Below are 15169 nucleotides of genomic sequence, written 5' to 3'. Positions count from 1 at the left end.
GTGGTCTGTTGAGGTCATGGCAATGTGGCTACGCTGCGCGGACGGTCCTGACTGGAGGTACGGATGCGTCGCCCTGTGGCACGGAAACTGTCGGTCCTGGCGGTCTCGGCCGCCGTCGTGTCGGTCGGGGCCGCGGCCCCACCGGCAGCAACGAGCGGCACACCGACGAAGGTTCCGGTCGCCGTCGGCTACGGCGGTGCCGTGGCGAGCGTCGACGCGGACGCCACCGCCGCCGGCATCGAGGTCCTGAAGAAGGGCGGCAACGCGGTCGACGCGGCCGTAGCCACCGCCGCCGCGCTCGGCGTCACCGAGCCCTACTCCTCCGGCATCGGCGGAGGCGGCTACTTCGTCTACTACGACGCCAAGTCCCGTACGGTGCACACCATCGACGGCCGCGAGACCGCGCCGCTGACCGCCGACTCCAACCTCTTCGTGGAGAACGGCAAGGCCCTCGCCTTCGCCGACGCCGTCAGCAGCGGCCTCAGCGTCGGCACCCCGGGCACGCCCGCCACCTGGCAGACGGCACTCGACCAGTGGGGCAGCGAGAAGCTCGGTACGGTGCTCAAGCCCGCCGAACGGATCGCGAGCGACGGCTTCACGGTGGACGACACCTTCCGCAGTCAGACGGCGGCCAACGAGACCCGCTTCCGCTACTTCCCCGACACCGCCAAGCTGTTCCTGCCGGGCGGCGTGTTGCCGGTCGTCGGATCGACCTTCAAGAATCCCGAACTCGCCGCCACCTACAAGGAGTTGGGCAAGAAGGGGATCGGTGACATCTATCGCGGCGCCCTCGGCAAGGACATCCTCGCCACGGTGAACACCCCGAAGGTGGACGCGAGTTCGGGCTGGAACGCCCGTCCCGGCAAGCTGTCCGCCAAGGACCTCGCCGTGTACCGCGCCAAGCTCCAGGCGCCCACGAAGACGTCCTACCGTGGACTCGGTGTCTACTCGATCGCGCCCTCCTCCTCCGGCGGCACGACCGTCGGCGAGGCCCTCAACATCCTTGAGAAGACGGACCTTTCGAAGGCCGGCGAGGTCCAGTACCTGCACCACTACATCGAGGCCAGCCGGATCGCGTTCGCGGACCGGGGGCGCTGGGTCGGCGACCCCGCCTTCGAGGACGTACCGACGAAGGAACTCCTCTCGCAGAAGTTCGCCGACTCGCGCGCCTGCCTCATCAAGGACGACGCGGTGCTGACCAGCCCGCTGGCGCCTGCCGACCCGCGCGACCCGACGGCCTGCACCGCCGCCGGAACGGCCGCGCCGACGACGTACGAGGGCGAGAACACCACCCACCTCACCGTCGCCGACAAGTGGGGCAACGTCGTCTCCTACACGCTCACCATCGAGCAGACGGGCGGCAGCGCGATGACCGTGCCCGGCCGCGGATTCCTGCTCAACAACGAGCTGACCGACTTCTCCTTCACCCCGGCCAACCCGGCCGTCCACGACCCGAACCTGCCCGGCCCGGGCAAGCGCCCGCGTTCGTCGATCTCGCCGACGATCGTCCTCGACAAGCACAACAAGCCGGTCGTGGCGCTCGGTTCACCCGGCGGCGCGACCATCATCACGACCGTGCTGCAGACCCTCACGGAGTTCCTCGACCGCGGGCTGCCTCTCGTGGACGCGATCGCCGCGCCTCGCGCCAGCCAGCGCAACGCGGCCAACACGGAACTCGAACCGGCGCTCTACAACAGCGACTTGAAGACCCAGTTGCAGGCCATCGGGCACTCCTTCACGCTGAATCCGGAGATCGGCGCGGCGACCGGCGTGCAACGGCTGCCGGGTGGGAAGTGGCTGGCAGCGGCGGAGACGGTGCGGCGGGGTGGTGGGTCCGCGCAGGTGGTGGATCCGGCTCCGTAGTTCGCGGTCTGCGGGGGCGTGGGGGCTGGTCGCGCCCACGCGGCGAAGCCGCAAATCGATACCGCCCCGCGCCCCTGAAGGGGCGCCTCAGACGGGAGCGCTTGTTTGGTTCTGCCTGTTGAACACCAAGCGATCGCCTTCCACATCCACCGTCACTTGACCGCCCTCCGTGACCGTGCCGTCCAGAAGCAGCCGCGACAGCTGGTTGTCGACCTCCCGCTGGATGGTCCGCCGCAGAGGTCGGGCGCCGTACTCCGGCTGGTAGCCGTGTTCCGCGAGCCAGTTGACCGCCGGGTCCGTGAACTCCACCGTGATGCCCTGCGCGTGCAGGAGACGGCGGGTGTGTTCCAGCAACAGGCCGGTGATCAGCCGGAGTTGCTCGGCGGTGAGCTGGCGGAAGACGACGATCTCGTCGATGCGGTTGAGGAACTCGGGGCGGAAGTGTTCGCGCAGCGGGCGCAGGATCTGCTCGCGCCGGGCCTCCTCGTCCGCGTCGGCGCCGCCGGGCCCGAAGCCGATACCGGCACCGCGCCGGGTGATCGCCTCGGAGCCGAGGTTGCTCGTCATCACGATCACCGTGTTGGTGAAGTCGACCGTGCGGCCCTGCGCGTCGGTCAACCGGCCGTCGTCCAGGACCTGGAGCAGGATGTTGAACACGTCCGGGTGCGCCTTCTCGACCTCGTCGAGCAGGAGCAGCGAGTACGGGTGGCGGCGCACGACCTCGGTGAGCTGACCGGCCTCCTCGTGGCCGACGTAGCCGGGCGGGGCGCCGACCAGCCGGCTGACCGTGTGCCGTTCCTGGTACTCGCTCATGTCCAGGCGGACCATCCGGTCCTCGCTGCCGAACAGGGCCTCGGCGAGTGCGCGGGCAAGTTCCGTCTTGCCGACGCCGGTCGGTCCCAGGAAGAGGAAGCTGCCGATCGGCCGGTCCGGGCTCGCCAGCCCGGCACGGGAGCGCAGCACCGCGTCCGACACGACCCGGACCGCCTCCTCCTGGCCGACGATCCGCTGGTGCAGATGCTCCTCCAGGCCGAGCAGCCGGTCCTTCTCCTCCGCCGTGAGACTGCTCACCGGGATACCGGTCTGCCGCGACACGACCTCGGCGATCGCCTCACCGGTGACCTCCAGGTTCTGTCCTTCGTCGCCCTGGTCCTCACCGCCGGCCTCGGCCAGCCGCACCTTCAACTCGGCTATCCGGTCCCGGAGTTGCGTCGCCTTCTCGTAGTCCTCGTCGGCGGCCGCCTGGTCCTTGTCCCGGGCGAGCTGTTCCATCTCGCGCTCCAGGGCCCGTACGTCCGTGCCCTTCGTGCGCGCCCGCAGCCGTACCCGAGCGCCCGCCTGATCGATGAGGTCGATCGCCTTGTCGGGGAGTCGGCGGTCGGTGAGATAGCGGTCGGACAGTTCTACGGCGGCCACCAACGCCTCGTCGGTGTACCGGACTTGGTGGTGCGCCTCGTAGCGGTCGCGCAGGCCGCGCAGGATCTCGATCGCGTCCGGGACGGACGGTTCGGGCACCAGGATCGGCTGGAACCTGCGGGCCAGCGCCGCGTCCTTCTCGATCCGGCGGTACTCCTCCAGCGTCGTAGCACCGACGATGTGCAACTCGCCGCGCGCCAGGGCCGGTTTGAGGATGTTGCCGGCGTCCATCGAACCGCCCTCGCCGCCACCGCCCGCGCCGACCACGGTGTGCAACTCGTCGATGAACACGATCAGTTCGTCCGAGTGGGCGCGGATCTCGCCCACGATGTTCGTCAGCCGCTCCTCGAAGTCGCCCCGGAAACGGGTGCCCGCGACCACGCCCGTGAGGTCGAGGGCGACCACCCGTCGCCCTACCAGCACGTCCGGCACATCGCCGTCCGTGATGCGCTGCGCGAGGCCCTCCACGATCGCGGTCTTGCCGACGCCCGCGTCGCCGATCAGCACCGGGTTGTTCTTGCCGCGCCGGGACAGCACCTCGATGGTCTGCTCGATCTCCTCGTCACGGCCGATCACCGGGTCGATACGGCCGTGGCGGGCCAGGTCGGTGAGGTCGCGGCTGTACTTGTCGAGCGTGGGGGTGCCGGTGGGACGGGGCTGGTCGGTGCGGGTCTGGGTACCGTCGGGTGCGTCGGGCGGCAAGCCCGTGGGGGCGTAGCGGGCCGCGTTCAGGATGTGTCCGGCGGCGGAGTCCGGGTTCGCGGCGAGTGCGCCGAGGACGTGTTCGGGGCCGATGTATCCGGTGCCGCCCGCTCTGGCCAGGTCGTGGGCGTCCAGGAGGGCGCGTTTTACGGCCGGGGTGAGGGAGAGGGAGGTGCCTTCCGAGGGGTGGGCGGGTCCTGAGCGCTCGTCGATCTCCGCGGCGAGGGAGTCCGGGTCTGCGCCGGCGCGGGTGAGGAGGCCGCGGGTGGGCTCCGCGGAGAGGGCGGCGCGGAGGAGGTGCTGGGTGTCGAGGTCGTGGCTGCCGTGTTCCGCGGCGTACTGGGCGGCGCCGCGGACGAGGTCTCTGGCGGGTTGGCTGAGTAGGCGGCCTATGTCTACGTGCCGTGGGCCGGAGTGGGCGGCTCCGTTGGTGGCTCCGCCTGTGGCTCCGCCGAAGAACCGGGCCAGGAAGTCGCCGAAGGGGTCGTTTTCGGGGTCTGTGTAGCCGCTGGTCATCAATCCACCATGGCACGGGCCACTGCGTGGGGCATGTGCAGGTTTGGGGGATTGCGCTTTGATTTTCGGGTGCGAGTGCGTTGTGGCTGGTCGCGCAGTTCCCCGCGCCCCTAAAAGAAGGTGGGGCTGCTTAGCGTCGCTCAGTAAGGACTCGGGGTCCCGCCTCCGTGATCGCCACCGTGTGTTCCACGTGGGCCGCTCTTGAGCCGTCGTTTGTCTTGAGGGTCCAGCCGTCCTTTGCCGCGTGGTAGTCGTCGCGGCCGCTCGCGATCAGCATCGGCTCGATCGCGATGACCATGCCGTGGCGGAGGGGGAGGCCGCGGCCGGGGCGGCCCTCGTTCGGGACTCCGGGGTCCTCGTGCATCTGGCGGCCGATGCCGTGGCCGCCGAAGTCCTCCATGATGCCGTAGCCGGCCGAGCGGCAGACCGTGCCGATCGCGTGCGCGATGTCGCCGATGCGGTTGCCGACCACGGCCGCCTCGATGCCAGCCGCGAGGGCGCGCTCGGCGGTGTCGATCAGGCGGACGTCGGCGGGGCGCGGCTCGCCGACGATGAAGCTGATCGCCGAGTCGCCGGCCCAGCCGCCCAGTTTGGCGCCGAAGTCGATCGAGACCAGGTCGCCGTCGCGCAGTCGGTAGCCGTCCGGGATGCCGTGCACGATCGCGTCGTTCACGGAGGCGCAGATGACCGCGGGGAACGCGGTGGGCGCGAAGGCGGGGCGGTAGCCGAGGAAGGGCGAACTCGCGCCGGCCGCGCGCAGCACGTCGTGCGCCAACTCGTCCAGTTCCAGGAGGGATACGCCCACGTCGGCGGCCTCCCGCACGGCCGTGAGGGCGCGGGCCACGACCTGGCCCGCCTCGTACATCGCATCGATAGACGTGTCCGTCTTCAGTTCCACCATGCCAATTACTATACCGGTATTAGAATGACGGCATGGTACGCACCCCTCTCACCCCCGAAGAGCGCGAACGCGGCGAACGGCTCGGCCGGCTGCTCCGCGAGGCCCGCGGTGGCCGCAGCATGACGGACGTGGCGGCGAACGCGGGCATCTCGGCGGAGACCCTCCGCAAGATTGAGACGGGCCGGGCTCCCACGCCGGCCTTCTTCACCGTCTCGGCCCTTGCCGAGGCGCTCGGGCTGTCCATGGACGAACTCGTGGTGAGGTGCGCGCCGTTGGCGGCCTGAAGCGGAGAGCGTGACCGACCGCGCCTTGGCGGAGGACGCGTGCCGGAACGGCCGGCGCGTGCCGCCCTGTGGTGCTCCCCTTTCCCGCCCGGGAGTTGCCAGATCGCCCATCAACCCGGCGGGCGCACAGTAGGGAGGCGTAGGCTCCGAGACCTCTGCGCCCGGCTCGAAAAGCTTCCGTAGCCGCGTCGTAACACAAATGGTGTTTTCTACGGATCGGAGCATTCCGGTCTGGCGGGAGTTGGGGCATGGCTGTGGATCAACTCCCCGGACAGGTGCGGGAGTTCGCGAACTATCTTGACGGACTGCTGGCGCGCCTGGACCAGGGCGGCGGCTGGTGCGGGGTGTTCTGGCAGCGCGATCCCGATGGCATGCAGGCTTGTCTGAGTGGGCGTGAAGTACCGCCCTGGGACGTCGTGGAGGCGCTTCTCCAGGACCTCGCCGCGGAGTACGGCCACGGTGTCGCGAGCCAGGAGAAGGAGCGCGCCCGCGCCCTGCACGCCGCCGCCCTCGCCGCGTTCGATGCCCGGCCCGGCAGCCGGGACGCGCTCAGCGACCGGCTCGACGTGATGCTCCGTGAGCAGAAGTACGCGGCCGAGACGCAGGCGAAGCTGGGGCGGTTGCTCAACACCGCCACCACTCAGGAAGCAGCCGACGCCCTCCGCCTCGACCTCGCCTGGGCCCGCGACGACCACGATCGTGCCACCGCCCGCTGCACCGAACTCCGCGCCCGCATCGAGCAGTTGGACAACCGCGTCCACTTCCAGGGCGGTCAGGCCGTCCACCGCGACCGGCACGGCAACGTGTTCCGCGTCGACGACACGTTCCAGGACCAGAACAGCGCCACGTACGACCGCAACCAGGCCGCGCACCGACTGCCCCGCCAGCGCGACGCCGAGCAGGTGCCGGGTGCTGGTACGCAGGGCGGATACGGCAGCTCCGATGGTGTCGACGGCCGGACCCCGGACGCCCGCCGCGGCTACGAGGAGTTCGAGCGCGCGAACCCCGGCTACGGCGATCCGGCCCCCACATGGGACGACCTCGCGAGCCCTGACGCGACCGCCCCCGCGGCCGAGACCCCCGACCAGCCCGACGCCGAGGCCGCCGCCCCCGCGCCCAAGCAGCGCAAGCGCCGCCGAGGAAGCGCCCGCTTCGCCGGCCTGGCCGAGGACGACACCGCCGTCCCGGCCCCGGACCCCGCCGCCGTCGTACCGGAACTTCCCGCTCCCGCGCCCGCCGCTCGCCGGACTCCGCGCGGAGCCCGTTTCGCCGGGGCCGCCCGGCCGGTCGAGCGGGCGCAGCCGAAGCGGGAGCCGTTGGACGCGGAGGCGCGGCAGAGCACCGTGGAGGCCGTGCGGCGGCTCGTGGGGCTGCGGCGCGAGGGCCGTAGCGGCGAGGCGCACGCGCTGCTCGTGGAGGCCGCGTACTGGCCCGCCGCGCGCTTCCCGCTGCTCGCGGCCGAGCTGCAGCGCGCCGGGCTCGGCGCGGACTGGGCGACGCTGCTGTGGGAGGCCGCGTCGCTGCCTGCCGACCGGCTGGTCGGCGCGGCGGACGCGCTCGTCGCGGCGGGCCGTACGGCGGACGGTGAGCAGATCCTGCGGCAGGGCGTGGCCCGCCCCGCGGGCGAGATAGGCGAGGCCGTGCTCGCGCTGGCCGCGGAGGGGCGCCGCCGTGAGATCCACGCGCTTCTCGACGCCTACGTCCGGGTCCGCACCCCCGAGGAGGCGGCCCGCAGCGTCGCGGCCGACCCGCAGCAGCTGGTTCCGCTGCTGCTGGAGGCCGCGCAGGGGGCCTCGGACGAGTGTCACTGGGATCTGGTGCATGCCTTGCGGGTGGCGGGCTTCAGCGCGTGAGCGCTCCGCTGGGTCAGCGGTTGGGTGCGTGGTTGGGTACGTCGTTTTTGGCTGCGCGCCGGTGGGGGCTGGGCGCGCCCACGCGGCGGAGCCGCATATCGGTACAGCCCCGCGCCCCTTACGGGGCGCCGGACCCGGCTACCCGGCGGAGCGGCTCACCCACCGGAGGGGTGAAACACGATCGACTCCGCGGGTTAACGGCGATGGTCTTGGCAAGGCTCCTCCGGAGGCTTACGTTCATCCCTCTACGGCCTTGTCTACGGGCGTAGAGGCTCTGGCGTCCCGTCGAAGGAGCAGCTCATGGCCAACGTCGTACGCGCCGCTCTGGTCCAGGCCACCTGGACCGGCGACACCGAGTCCATGGTGGCGAAACACGAGGAACACGCCCGCGAGGCGGCCCGCCAGGGCGCCCAGATCATCGGGTTCCAGGAGGTGTTCAACGCCCCCTATTTCTGCCAGGTCCAGGAACCCGAGCACTACAGCTGGGCGGAGCCGGTGCCCGACGGGCCGACCGTGCGTCGTATGCAACAGCTCGCGCGCGAGACCGGCATGGTGATCGTCGTCCCGGTCTTCGAGATCGAGCAGGACGGCTTCTACTACAACACCGCGGCCGTGATCGACGCCGACGGCACCTTCCTCGGCAAGTACCGCAAGCACCACATCCCGCAGGTCAAGGGCTTCTGGGAGAAGTACTACTTCAGGCCGGGGAACGCGGGCTGGCCCGTCTTCGACACCGCCGTCGGCAAGGTCGGCGTCTACATCTGCTACGACCGCCACTTCCCGGAGGGCTGGCGTCAACTCGGTCTCAACGGCGCCCAGTTGGTCTACAACCCGTCCGCCACCTCGCGCGGCCTCTCCGCCTACCTCTGGCAGCTGGAGCAGCCGGCCGCCGCCGTCGCCAACGAGTACTTCATCGCCGCGATCAACCGTGTGGGGCAGGAGGAGTACGGGGACAACGACTTTTACGGGACGTCGTACTTCGTCAACCCGCGGGGCCAGTTCGTCGGCGATGTCGCCGGCGACAAGGACGAGGAACTCCTCGTGCGCGACCTGGACTTCGGGTTGATCGAGGAAGTCCGCCAGCAGTGGGCGTTCTACCGCGACCGGCGTCCCGACGCCTACGAAGGGTTGGTGCAGCCGTGACCAAGGACCTGCTGGGACGCCACCGGGACGTGCTCCCCGACTGGCTCGCCCTGTACTACCAAGACCCGTTGGAGATCACGCACGGCGAGGGCCGGCACGTCTGGGACGCCGAGGGCAACAAGTACCTCGACTTCTTCGGCGGCATCCTCACCACCATGACCGCGCACGCGCTCCCCGAGGTCACCAAGGCGGTGAGCGAGCAGGCCGGACGGATCATCCACTCCTCCACGCTCTACCTCAACCGGCCGATGGTCGAACTCGCCGAGCGCGTCGCCCAGTTGTCGGGCATCCCGGACGCCCGCGTCTTCTTCACCACCTCGGGCACCGAGGCCAACGACACCGCCCTGATGCTGGCGACGTCGTACCGCAAGAGCAATCAGATCCTGGCCATGCGCAACAGCTACCACGGCCGTTCCTTCAGCTCGGTCGGCATCACTGGCAACCGCGGCTGGTCCCCGACCTCGCTGTCCCCGCTCCAGACGCTGTACGTCCACGGGGGTGTCCGGACGCGCGGTCCCTACGCCGACCTGAACGACGCCGAGTTCATCGCGGCCTGTGTCGAGGACCTGAAGGATCTGCTCGGTCACGTCCGGCCGCCCGCCGCGCTGATCGCCGAACCCGTCCAGGGCGTCGGCGGGTTCACCTCCCCGCCCGACGGTCTGTACGCGGCCTTCCGCGAAGTCCTCGCCGAGCGCGGGGTGTTGTGGATCGCCGACGAGGTGCAGACCGGCTGGGGCCGCACCGGCGACAACTTCTGGGGCTGGCAGGCCCACGCGGAGAACGGTCCGCCGGACATCCTCACCTTCGCCAAGGGCATCGGCAACGGCATGTCCATCGGCGGTGTCGTCGCCCGCGCCGAGATCATGAACTGCCTCGACTCCAACAGCATTTCGACCTTCGGCGGCACCCAGATCACCATGGCGGCCGGCCTCGCCAACCTCACCTATCTGCTGGAGCACGACCTCCAGGGCAACGCCCGGCGCGTCGGCGGCCTCCTCATCGAGCGGCTGCGGGCCGTCGCCGCACAGCATCCCGGCGTACGGGAAGTACGCGGGCGCGGACTGATGATCGGCATCGAACTGGTCAGGCCCGGCACCGACGAGGCCGACCCGGACGCGGCGTCCGCCGTGCTCGAAGCGGCCCGCGAGGGCGGCCTGTTGATCGGCAAGGGCGGCGGACACAACACCAGCGCCCTGCGCATCGCCCCACCGCTGTCCCTGACCGTCGCGGAGGCCGAGGAGGGCGCCGCGATCCTCGAACGGGCTCTGAGGAGCACGCAGTAGCGCACACGCTGAACAAGGGAAGACCGTCATGACCGCCACCTTGGGAACCCTCGGAACCCTGGACCCCCTGGAGCCCGCCCTGTCGGTGCGCCAGGTCCTCGGCCTGGAACGGGTCCTCGCCGGGGAACCCGAGGTGGTGGCCGGCGCGAGCCAACTCGACCGGCCCGTGCGCTGGGTGCACGTCGCCGAGGCCGCCGACGTCGGCGTGATGCTCACCGGCGGCGAGATGGTCCTCACCACCGGCGTGCTCCTCGCCGGTGACGAGGCGGCCCAGGCCGAGTACATCCAGTCCCTGCACCGCGCGGAGGCATCCGCCGTCGTACTCGGCCTGGGACGTGCCTTTCCCGCCCCGCCGGACGTGATGCGCCGGGCGGCCGAGCGGTGCGGGCTGCCCATGGTGGTGCTCCACCGGCCGTTCCCCTTCGCCGAGTTGACGGAAGAGGTCCAATCCCGGCTGGTACGACGGAAGTTCGCCGCCGTCAGCCTCTCCGAGGCGGTACGGACCGCGCTCACCGGGCTCATCACCGGCGGCGCCCCGCTGCAGAGCCTGCTCGACGAGGTCGCCTCGCACAGCGCCTGCCCGGTCGTCGTCACCAACCTCGCCCACCGCGTCCTCGCCACGGCGGGGGAGCGGTCGGCGGTGGACGACGTGCTGCGCGACTGGGAGCGGATCTCCCGGCAGGCCGGCGGCAGCGAGGGCGACGGCTGGATCCGCGCCGAGTTGGGCGGGCGAGGGGAGCGCTGGGGTCAGATCATGCTGTGCGGCTACCGCGGCGACACCGCCACCGGACGCCTCCTCGCCGACCGCGCCGCCGAAGCCCTCGTCCTGCACCGCATGCTCGGCGGCTCCGCCCACACCTGGGAGGAACAGTCCGCGCAGAGCCTGCTCACCGACCTCGCGAGCGGTGTCGTACCCGCACGACAGCTCCTGCCCCGCGCCCGTGCGGCCGGACTCCCGGTCAACCGGCGCACCTTCGTCCCGATGGTCGTACGCGACGGCGACACGGCCCAACTCGACCGGGTGCTACGGCTGCTGGGGCTCCCCGGACTCGTCGCCGAACTGGCCGACGGAGTCACCGCCGTGCTGCTCAGCCTGCCCCGGGACCAGGACGCGGACGCCCTCGCCGCGCACTTCGCGAGCCGACTGCGCACCGAGTCAGGGGCGTTGAAGGCGGTCGTGGCCGCCGCCGGGCAGCGCACCGTCTGGGACGACGTTCCCGCCGGTCTGCGCGAGGCACAGCACGTCGCCGACGCCGTGGCCGACTCCAGCGACGCCCTCGAACTCCCCGCCGTCGTACGCCTCAAGGACGTCCATCTGCGCGGCCTGATCCGGCTGTTGCGGGACGACCCACAGGTGCAGTCGTTCGCCGAGCGGGAGTTGGACGGGCTGCTGTGCGCGGCCGACGAGGACCTCCTCGCCGTACTGCGGACTTATCTGGCCACCGGCCGCAACAAGTCGCGCACCGCGCAGCTCCACCATGTGTCGCGGCCGGCGCTGTACCGCCGGCTGGAGGCCATAGAGGGGCGGCTCGGGGTCGACCTCGACGACTTCGAGCAGGCCGCCTCGGTGCACATCGCGCTCCTCGCGCACGACGCGCAACAGGGGTGAAACATGGGAATACCTGCGAAAACGGCGGTGAAACATGCGGCCACGACAGGGTGACACCGTGGAACGCCGTGCGTCCGCAGACGTGACACCGTGCAACTCAAAGACGACTTCAGGACTTCCTAGGCTCCTCGCACACCTAGCGACCGGAGGTCCCGATGAGCACAGTGATTCGTGCCGCTCTCTTCCAGACAGCCTGGACGGGCGACAAGGAGTCCATGATCCAGGTACACGAGCAGGCGGTCCGCGACGCGGCCGCGCAGGGTGCTCAAGTCCTGTGCTTCCAGGAGCTGTTCTACGGGCCGTACTTCTGCCAGGTCCAGGACAAGGCGTTCTACGAGTACGCCGAGGCGATCCCGGACGGCCCGATCGTCAAGCGCTTCCAGGCGCTGGCCAAGGAGCACGGCATCGTCCTGGTCCTGCCGATGTACGAGGAGGAGCAGCCCGGCGTCCTCTACAACACGGCCGCCGTGATCGACGCGGACGGCTCGTACCTGGGCAAGTACCGCAAGCACCACATCCCCCAAGTACCCGGATTCTGGGAGAAGTTCTACTTCCGTCCGGGCAACAGCGGCTGGCCGATCTTCGACACCAAGGTCGGCAAGATCGGCGTCTACATCTGCTACGACCGGCACTTCCCGGAGGGCTGGCGTGCGCTGGGCCTCGCCGGTGCGGAGATCGTCTTCAACCCGTCGGCGACCTCGCGCGGCCTGTCCGCCTACCTGTGGCAGCTGGAGCAGCCCGCTGCCGCCGCCGCCAACGAGTACTTCGTCGGCGCCATCAACCGGGTCGGTGTCGAAGAGCTGGGCGACAACGACTTCTACGGCACGACCTACTTCGTCGACCCGGAGGCCCAGTTCGTCGGCGAGGTGGCCAGCGACAAGGAGCCCGAACTGGTCGTCCGCGACCTGGACTTGGCCAAGCTGCGCGAGGTCCGCGACCGCTGGCAGTTCTACCGCGACCGCCGCCCGGACGCGTACGGCCCGCTGACCGCCCCGTAACTCGTACCGTTTCCGCGCCCCTTTGGGAGGGCGCAGCCCCTCCCAAAGGGGCGCGGGGCAGTGTCCATTAGCGGCTTCGCCGCGGGGCGCGCCCAGCCCCCACCGACCCGCACCCGACAACCCGACGACCCGCACCCGACGACAACCCAGCGGAGTCAAAATGAGCACCCGTACCGTCATCCGCGGCGGCCTAGTCATCACCGCGTCCGACGAACTCCACGCCGACGTCCTGATCGAGGACGGCCGTATCGCCGCCCTCGCCACCTCCGGCACATCCATCGCCGAGGGCTGGACCGCCGAGCGGGTCATCGACGCCACCGGGAAGTACGTCATCCCGGGCGGGGTCGACGCCCACACCCACATGGAGATGCCGTTCGGCGGCACCAAGGCCGCCGACACCTTCGAGACCGGCACCCGGGCCGCCGCCTGGGGCGGTACGACGACCATCGTCGACTTCGCCATCCAGAGCGTCGGCGGAGCCCTCCGCGAGGGCCTCGACGCCTGGCACGCCAAGGCCGAGGGCAACTGCGCCATCGACTACGGCTTCCACATGATCGTCTCCGACGTCAACGAGGACACCCTCAAGGAGATGGACCTGCTGGTGCAGGAGGGCGTCACCTCCTTCAAGCAGTTCATGGCCTACCCGGGCGTCTTCTACAGCGACGACGGCCAGATCCTGCGCGCCATGCAACGCGCCGCCGACAACGGCGGGTTGATCATGATGCACGCCGAGAACGGCATCGCGATCGACGTCCTCGTCGAGCAGGCGCTGGCCCGCGGTGAGAGGGACCCCCGCTACCACGGCGAGGTCCGCAAGGCCCTCCTCGAAGCCGAGGCCACCCACCGCGCCATCAAGCTCGCCCAGGTCGCGGGCGCCCCGCTCTACGTCGTGCACGTCTCCGCGATGGAGGCGGTCGCCGAGCTGGCCAAGGCGCGCGACGAGGGGCTCCCCGTCTTCGGCGAGACCTGTCCGCAGTACCTGTTCCTGTCGACGGACAACCTCGCCGAACCCGACTTCGAGGGCGCGAAGTACGTGTGCAGCACGCCCCTTCGGCCCAAGGAGCACCAGGCCAAGCTGTGGCAGGGCCTGCGCACCAACGACCTCCAGGTCGTCTCCACCGACCACTGCCCCTTCTGCTTCGTGGGCCAGAAGGAGCTGGGCCGGGGCGACTTCTCGAAGATCCCCAACGGCATGCCGGGCGTCGAGAACCGCATGGACCTGCTCCACCAGGGCGTCGTCGACGGACACATCAGCCGCCGCCGCTGGATCGAGATCGCCTGCGCCTCCCCGGCGCGGATGTTCGGCCTCTACCCGAAGAAGGGCACCATCGCGCCGGGCGCCGACGCCGACGTCGTCATCTACGACCCGCACGCCGAGCAGACCGTCTCCGCCGAGACGCACCACATGAACGTCGACTACTCGGCGTACGAGGGCAAGCGCCTCACCGGCCGCGTCGAGACCGTCCTCTCGCGCGGCGAACTCGTCATCACCGAGCGGGAGTACACCGGGCACGCGGGCCACGGCGTCTACACCCCGCGTTCGACCTCTCAGTACCTCAACTAGGAGTGGCGCACATGGACTTCGGACTCGTCCTGCAGACCGACCCGCCGGCCTCGCGGGTCATCAGCCTGATGAAGCGCGCCGAGCGCAACGGCTTCACCTACGGCTGGACCTTCGACTCCGCCGTGCTGTGGCAGGAGCCGTTCGTGATCTACAGTCAGATCCTGGCCAACACCACGAAGTTGACGGTCGGCCCGATGGTCACCAACCCGGGCACCCGCACCTGGGAGGTCACCGCCTCCACCTTCGCCACCCTGAACGACATGTTCGGCAACCGCACGGTCTGTGGCATCGGCCGCGGCGACTCCGCGATGCGCGTCGCCGGCCGCACCCCGAACACGCTCGCCCGGATCAGCGAGGCCATGAAGGTCATCAGGGCGCTCGGCTCCGGCCAGGAGGCGGACCTCGGCGGCACGGTCATCAAGTTCCCCTGGGCCAAGGAGGACGCCCAACTCCCGGTCTGGATGGCCGCGTACGGCCCCAAGGCCCTGAAGATGACCGGCGAGGAGGCCGACGGCTTCATCCTCCAGCTGTCGGACCTCTACCTGACCGAGTACATGGTGAAGGCGGTCAAGGACGCGGCCGTCGCCGCCGGGCGTGACCCGTCCGAGGTCAAGATCTGTGTGGCCGCCCCGGCCTACGTCACGGAGGACGACTCGCCCGAGGCGCTCGCCCACGCGCGCGACCAGTGCCGCTGGTTCGGCGGCATGGTCGGCAACCACGTCGCCGACCTCGTCTCCAAGTACGGCGCGCACTCCGCCGCCGTACCCGAGGAACTCACGGACTACATCAAGGCCCGTGAGGGGTACGACTATTCGCACCACGGCCGTGCCGACAACCCCGACACGGCCTTCGTGCCCGACGAGATCGTCGACCGGTTCTGCGTCATCGGATCGGCCGAGAAGCAGATCGAGAAGCTCAACGCCCTGCGCGAGCTGGGCGTCGACCAGTTCGCCGTCTACGACATGCACGACGCGCAGGAAGCGACGATCGACGCCTACGGGTCGAAGATCATCCCGGCCGTCAACGCCTGAGTCACG

At 70.2% G+C, this 15169-nt stretch carries 11 protein-coding genes; 9 read left to right on the top strand and 2 right to left on the bottom strand.

Annotated elements, in window-relative coordinates:
- Nucleotides 1-63: 63 nt before the first annotated feature.
- Nucleotides 64-1863 carry a gamma-glutamyltransferase gene (ggt, locus tag ACGFY9_RS26710; RefSeq protein WP_393758164.1) on the top strand — a complete coding sequence of 600 codons (1800 nt, stop codon included), beginning with the start codon at nt 64-66 and terminating at the stop codon, nt 1861-1863.
- Between the two features lie 87 nt (nt 1864-1950).
- On the opposite strand, the gene ACGFY9_RS26705 is transcribed toward ggt, so the two are convergent.
- Together ACGFY9_RS26705 and map are read right to left on the bottom strand one after the other, a co-directional pair.
- Nucleotides 1951-4497, bottom strand: a complete 2547-nt coding sequence (locus tag ACGFY9_RS26705) for an ATP-dependent Clp protease ATP-binding subunit (protein WP_393758162.1) — start codon at nt 4495-4497, stop codon at nt 1951-1953.
- A gap of 130 nt (nt 4498-4627) precedes the next feature.
- The gene (gene map / locus ACGFY9_RS26700) at nt 4628-5398 is read right to left on the bottom strand and encodes a type I methionyl aminopeptidase (RefSeq protein ID WP_393758160.1); all 771 of its coding nucleotides are present in this window, start codon (nt 5396-5398) and stop codon (nt 4628-4630) included.
- A 32-nt stretch (nt 5399-5430) separates the two neighbouring features.
- Here map and ACGFY9_RS26695 point away from each other — a divergent pair, with 32 nt between their 5' ends.
- The 8 genes from ACGFY9_RS26695 (at nt 5431) to ACGFY9_RS26660 (ending at nt 15163) form a co-directional block, all read left to right on the top strand.
- Nucleotides 5431-5682 carry a helix-turn-helix domain-containing protein gene (locus tag ACGFY9_RS26695; RefSeq protein WP_393758158.1) on the top strand — a complete coding sequence of 84 codons (252 nt, stop codon included), beginning with the start codon at nt 5431-5433 and terminating at the stop codon, nt 5680-5682.
- A gap of 248 nt (nt 5683-5930) precedes the next feature.
- Nucleotides 5931-7535, top strand: a complete 1605-nt coding sequence (locus ACGFY9_RS26690) for a hypothetical protein (RefSeq protein ID WP_393758157.1) — start codon at nt 5931-5933, stop codon at nt 7533-7535.
- Between the two features lie 300 nt (nt 7536-7835).
- Nucleotides 7836-8678 (top strand): nitrilase-related carbon-nitrogen hydrolase, encoded by an 843-nt coding sequence (locus tag ACGFY9_RS26685; RefSeq protein WP_393758155.1) that lies wholly within the window; start codon nt 7836-7838, stop codon nt 8676-8678.
- On the top strand, nt 8675-9961 hold the full coding sequence (locus tag ACGFY9_RS26680) for an aspartate aminotransferase family protein (protein ID WP_393758153.1): 1287 nt from the start codon (nt 8675-8677) through the stop codon (nt 9959-9961). The genes ACGFY9_RS26685 and ACGFY9_RS26680 overlap by 4 nt, the downstream gene beginning before the upstream one ends.
- Before the next feature lie 28 nt (nt 9962-9989).
- Nucleotides 9990-11570: a PucR family transcriptional regulator gene (locus tag ACGFY9_RS26675; RefSeq protein ID WP_393758152.1), complete on the top strand. Its 1581-nt coding sequence runs from the start codon at nt 9990-9992 to the stop codon at nt 11568-11570.
- 155 nt (nt 11571-11725) lie between these two features.
- Nucleotides 11726-12568: a nitrilase-related carbon-nitrogen hydrolase gene (locus tag ACGFY9_RS26670; RefSeq protein WP_019071248.1), complete on the top strand. Its 843-nt coding sequence runs from the start codon at nt 11726-11728 to the stop codon at nt 12566-12568.
- 160 nt (nt 12569-12728) lie between these two features.
- Nucleotides 12729-14132: a dihydropyrimidinase gene (gene hydA, locus ACGFY9_RS26665; RefSeq protein ID WP_393758149.1), complete on the top strand. Its 1404-nt coding sequence runs from the start codon at nt 12729-12731 to the stop codon at nt 14130-14132.
- 11 nt (nt 14133-14143) lie between these two features.
- Nucleotides 14144-15163 carry a TIGR03842 family LLM class F420-dependent oxidoreductase gene (locus ACGFY9_RS26660; RefSeq protein WP_393758147.1) on the top strand — a complete coding sequence of 340 codons (1020 nt, stop codon included), beginning with the start codon at nt 14144-14146 and terminating at the stop codon, nt 15161-15163.
- Nucleotides 15164-15169 lie beyond the last annotated feature (6 nt).

It is taken from the genome of Streptomyces sp. NPDC048504, assembly GCF_043200035.1.
GTDB lineage: Bacteria > Actinomycetota > Actinomycetes > Streptomycetales > Streptomycetaceae > Streptomyces.
This window is presented reverse-complemented; position numbering and strand designations above follow the sequence as displayed.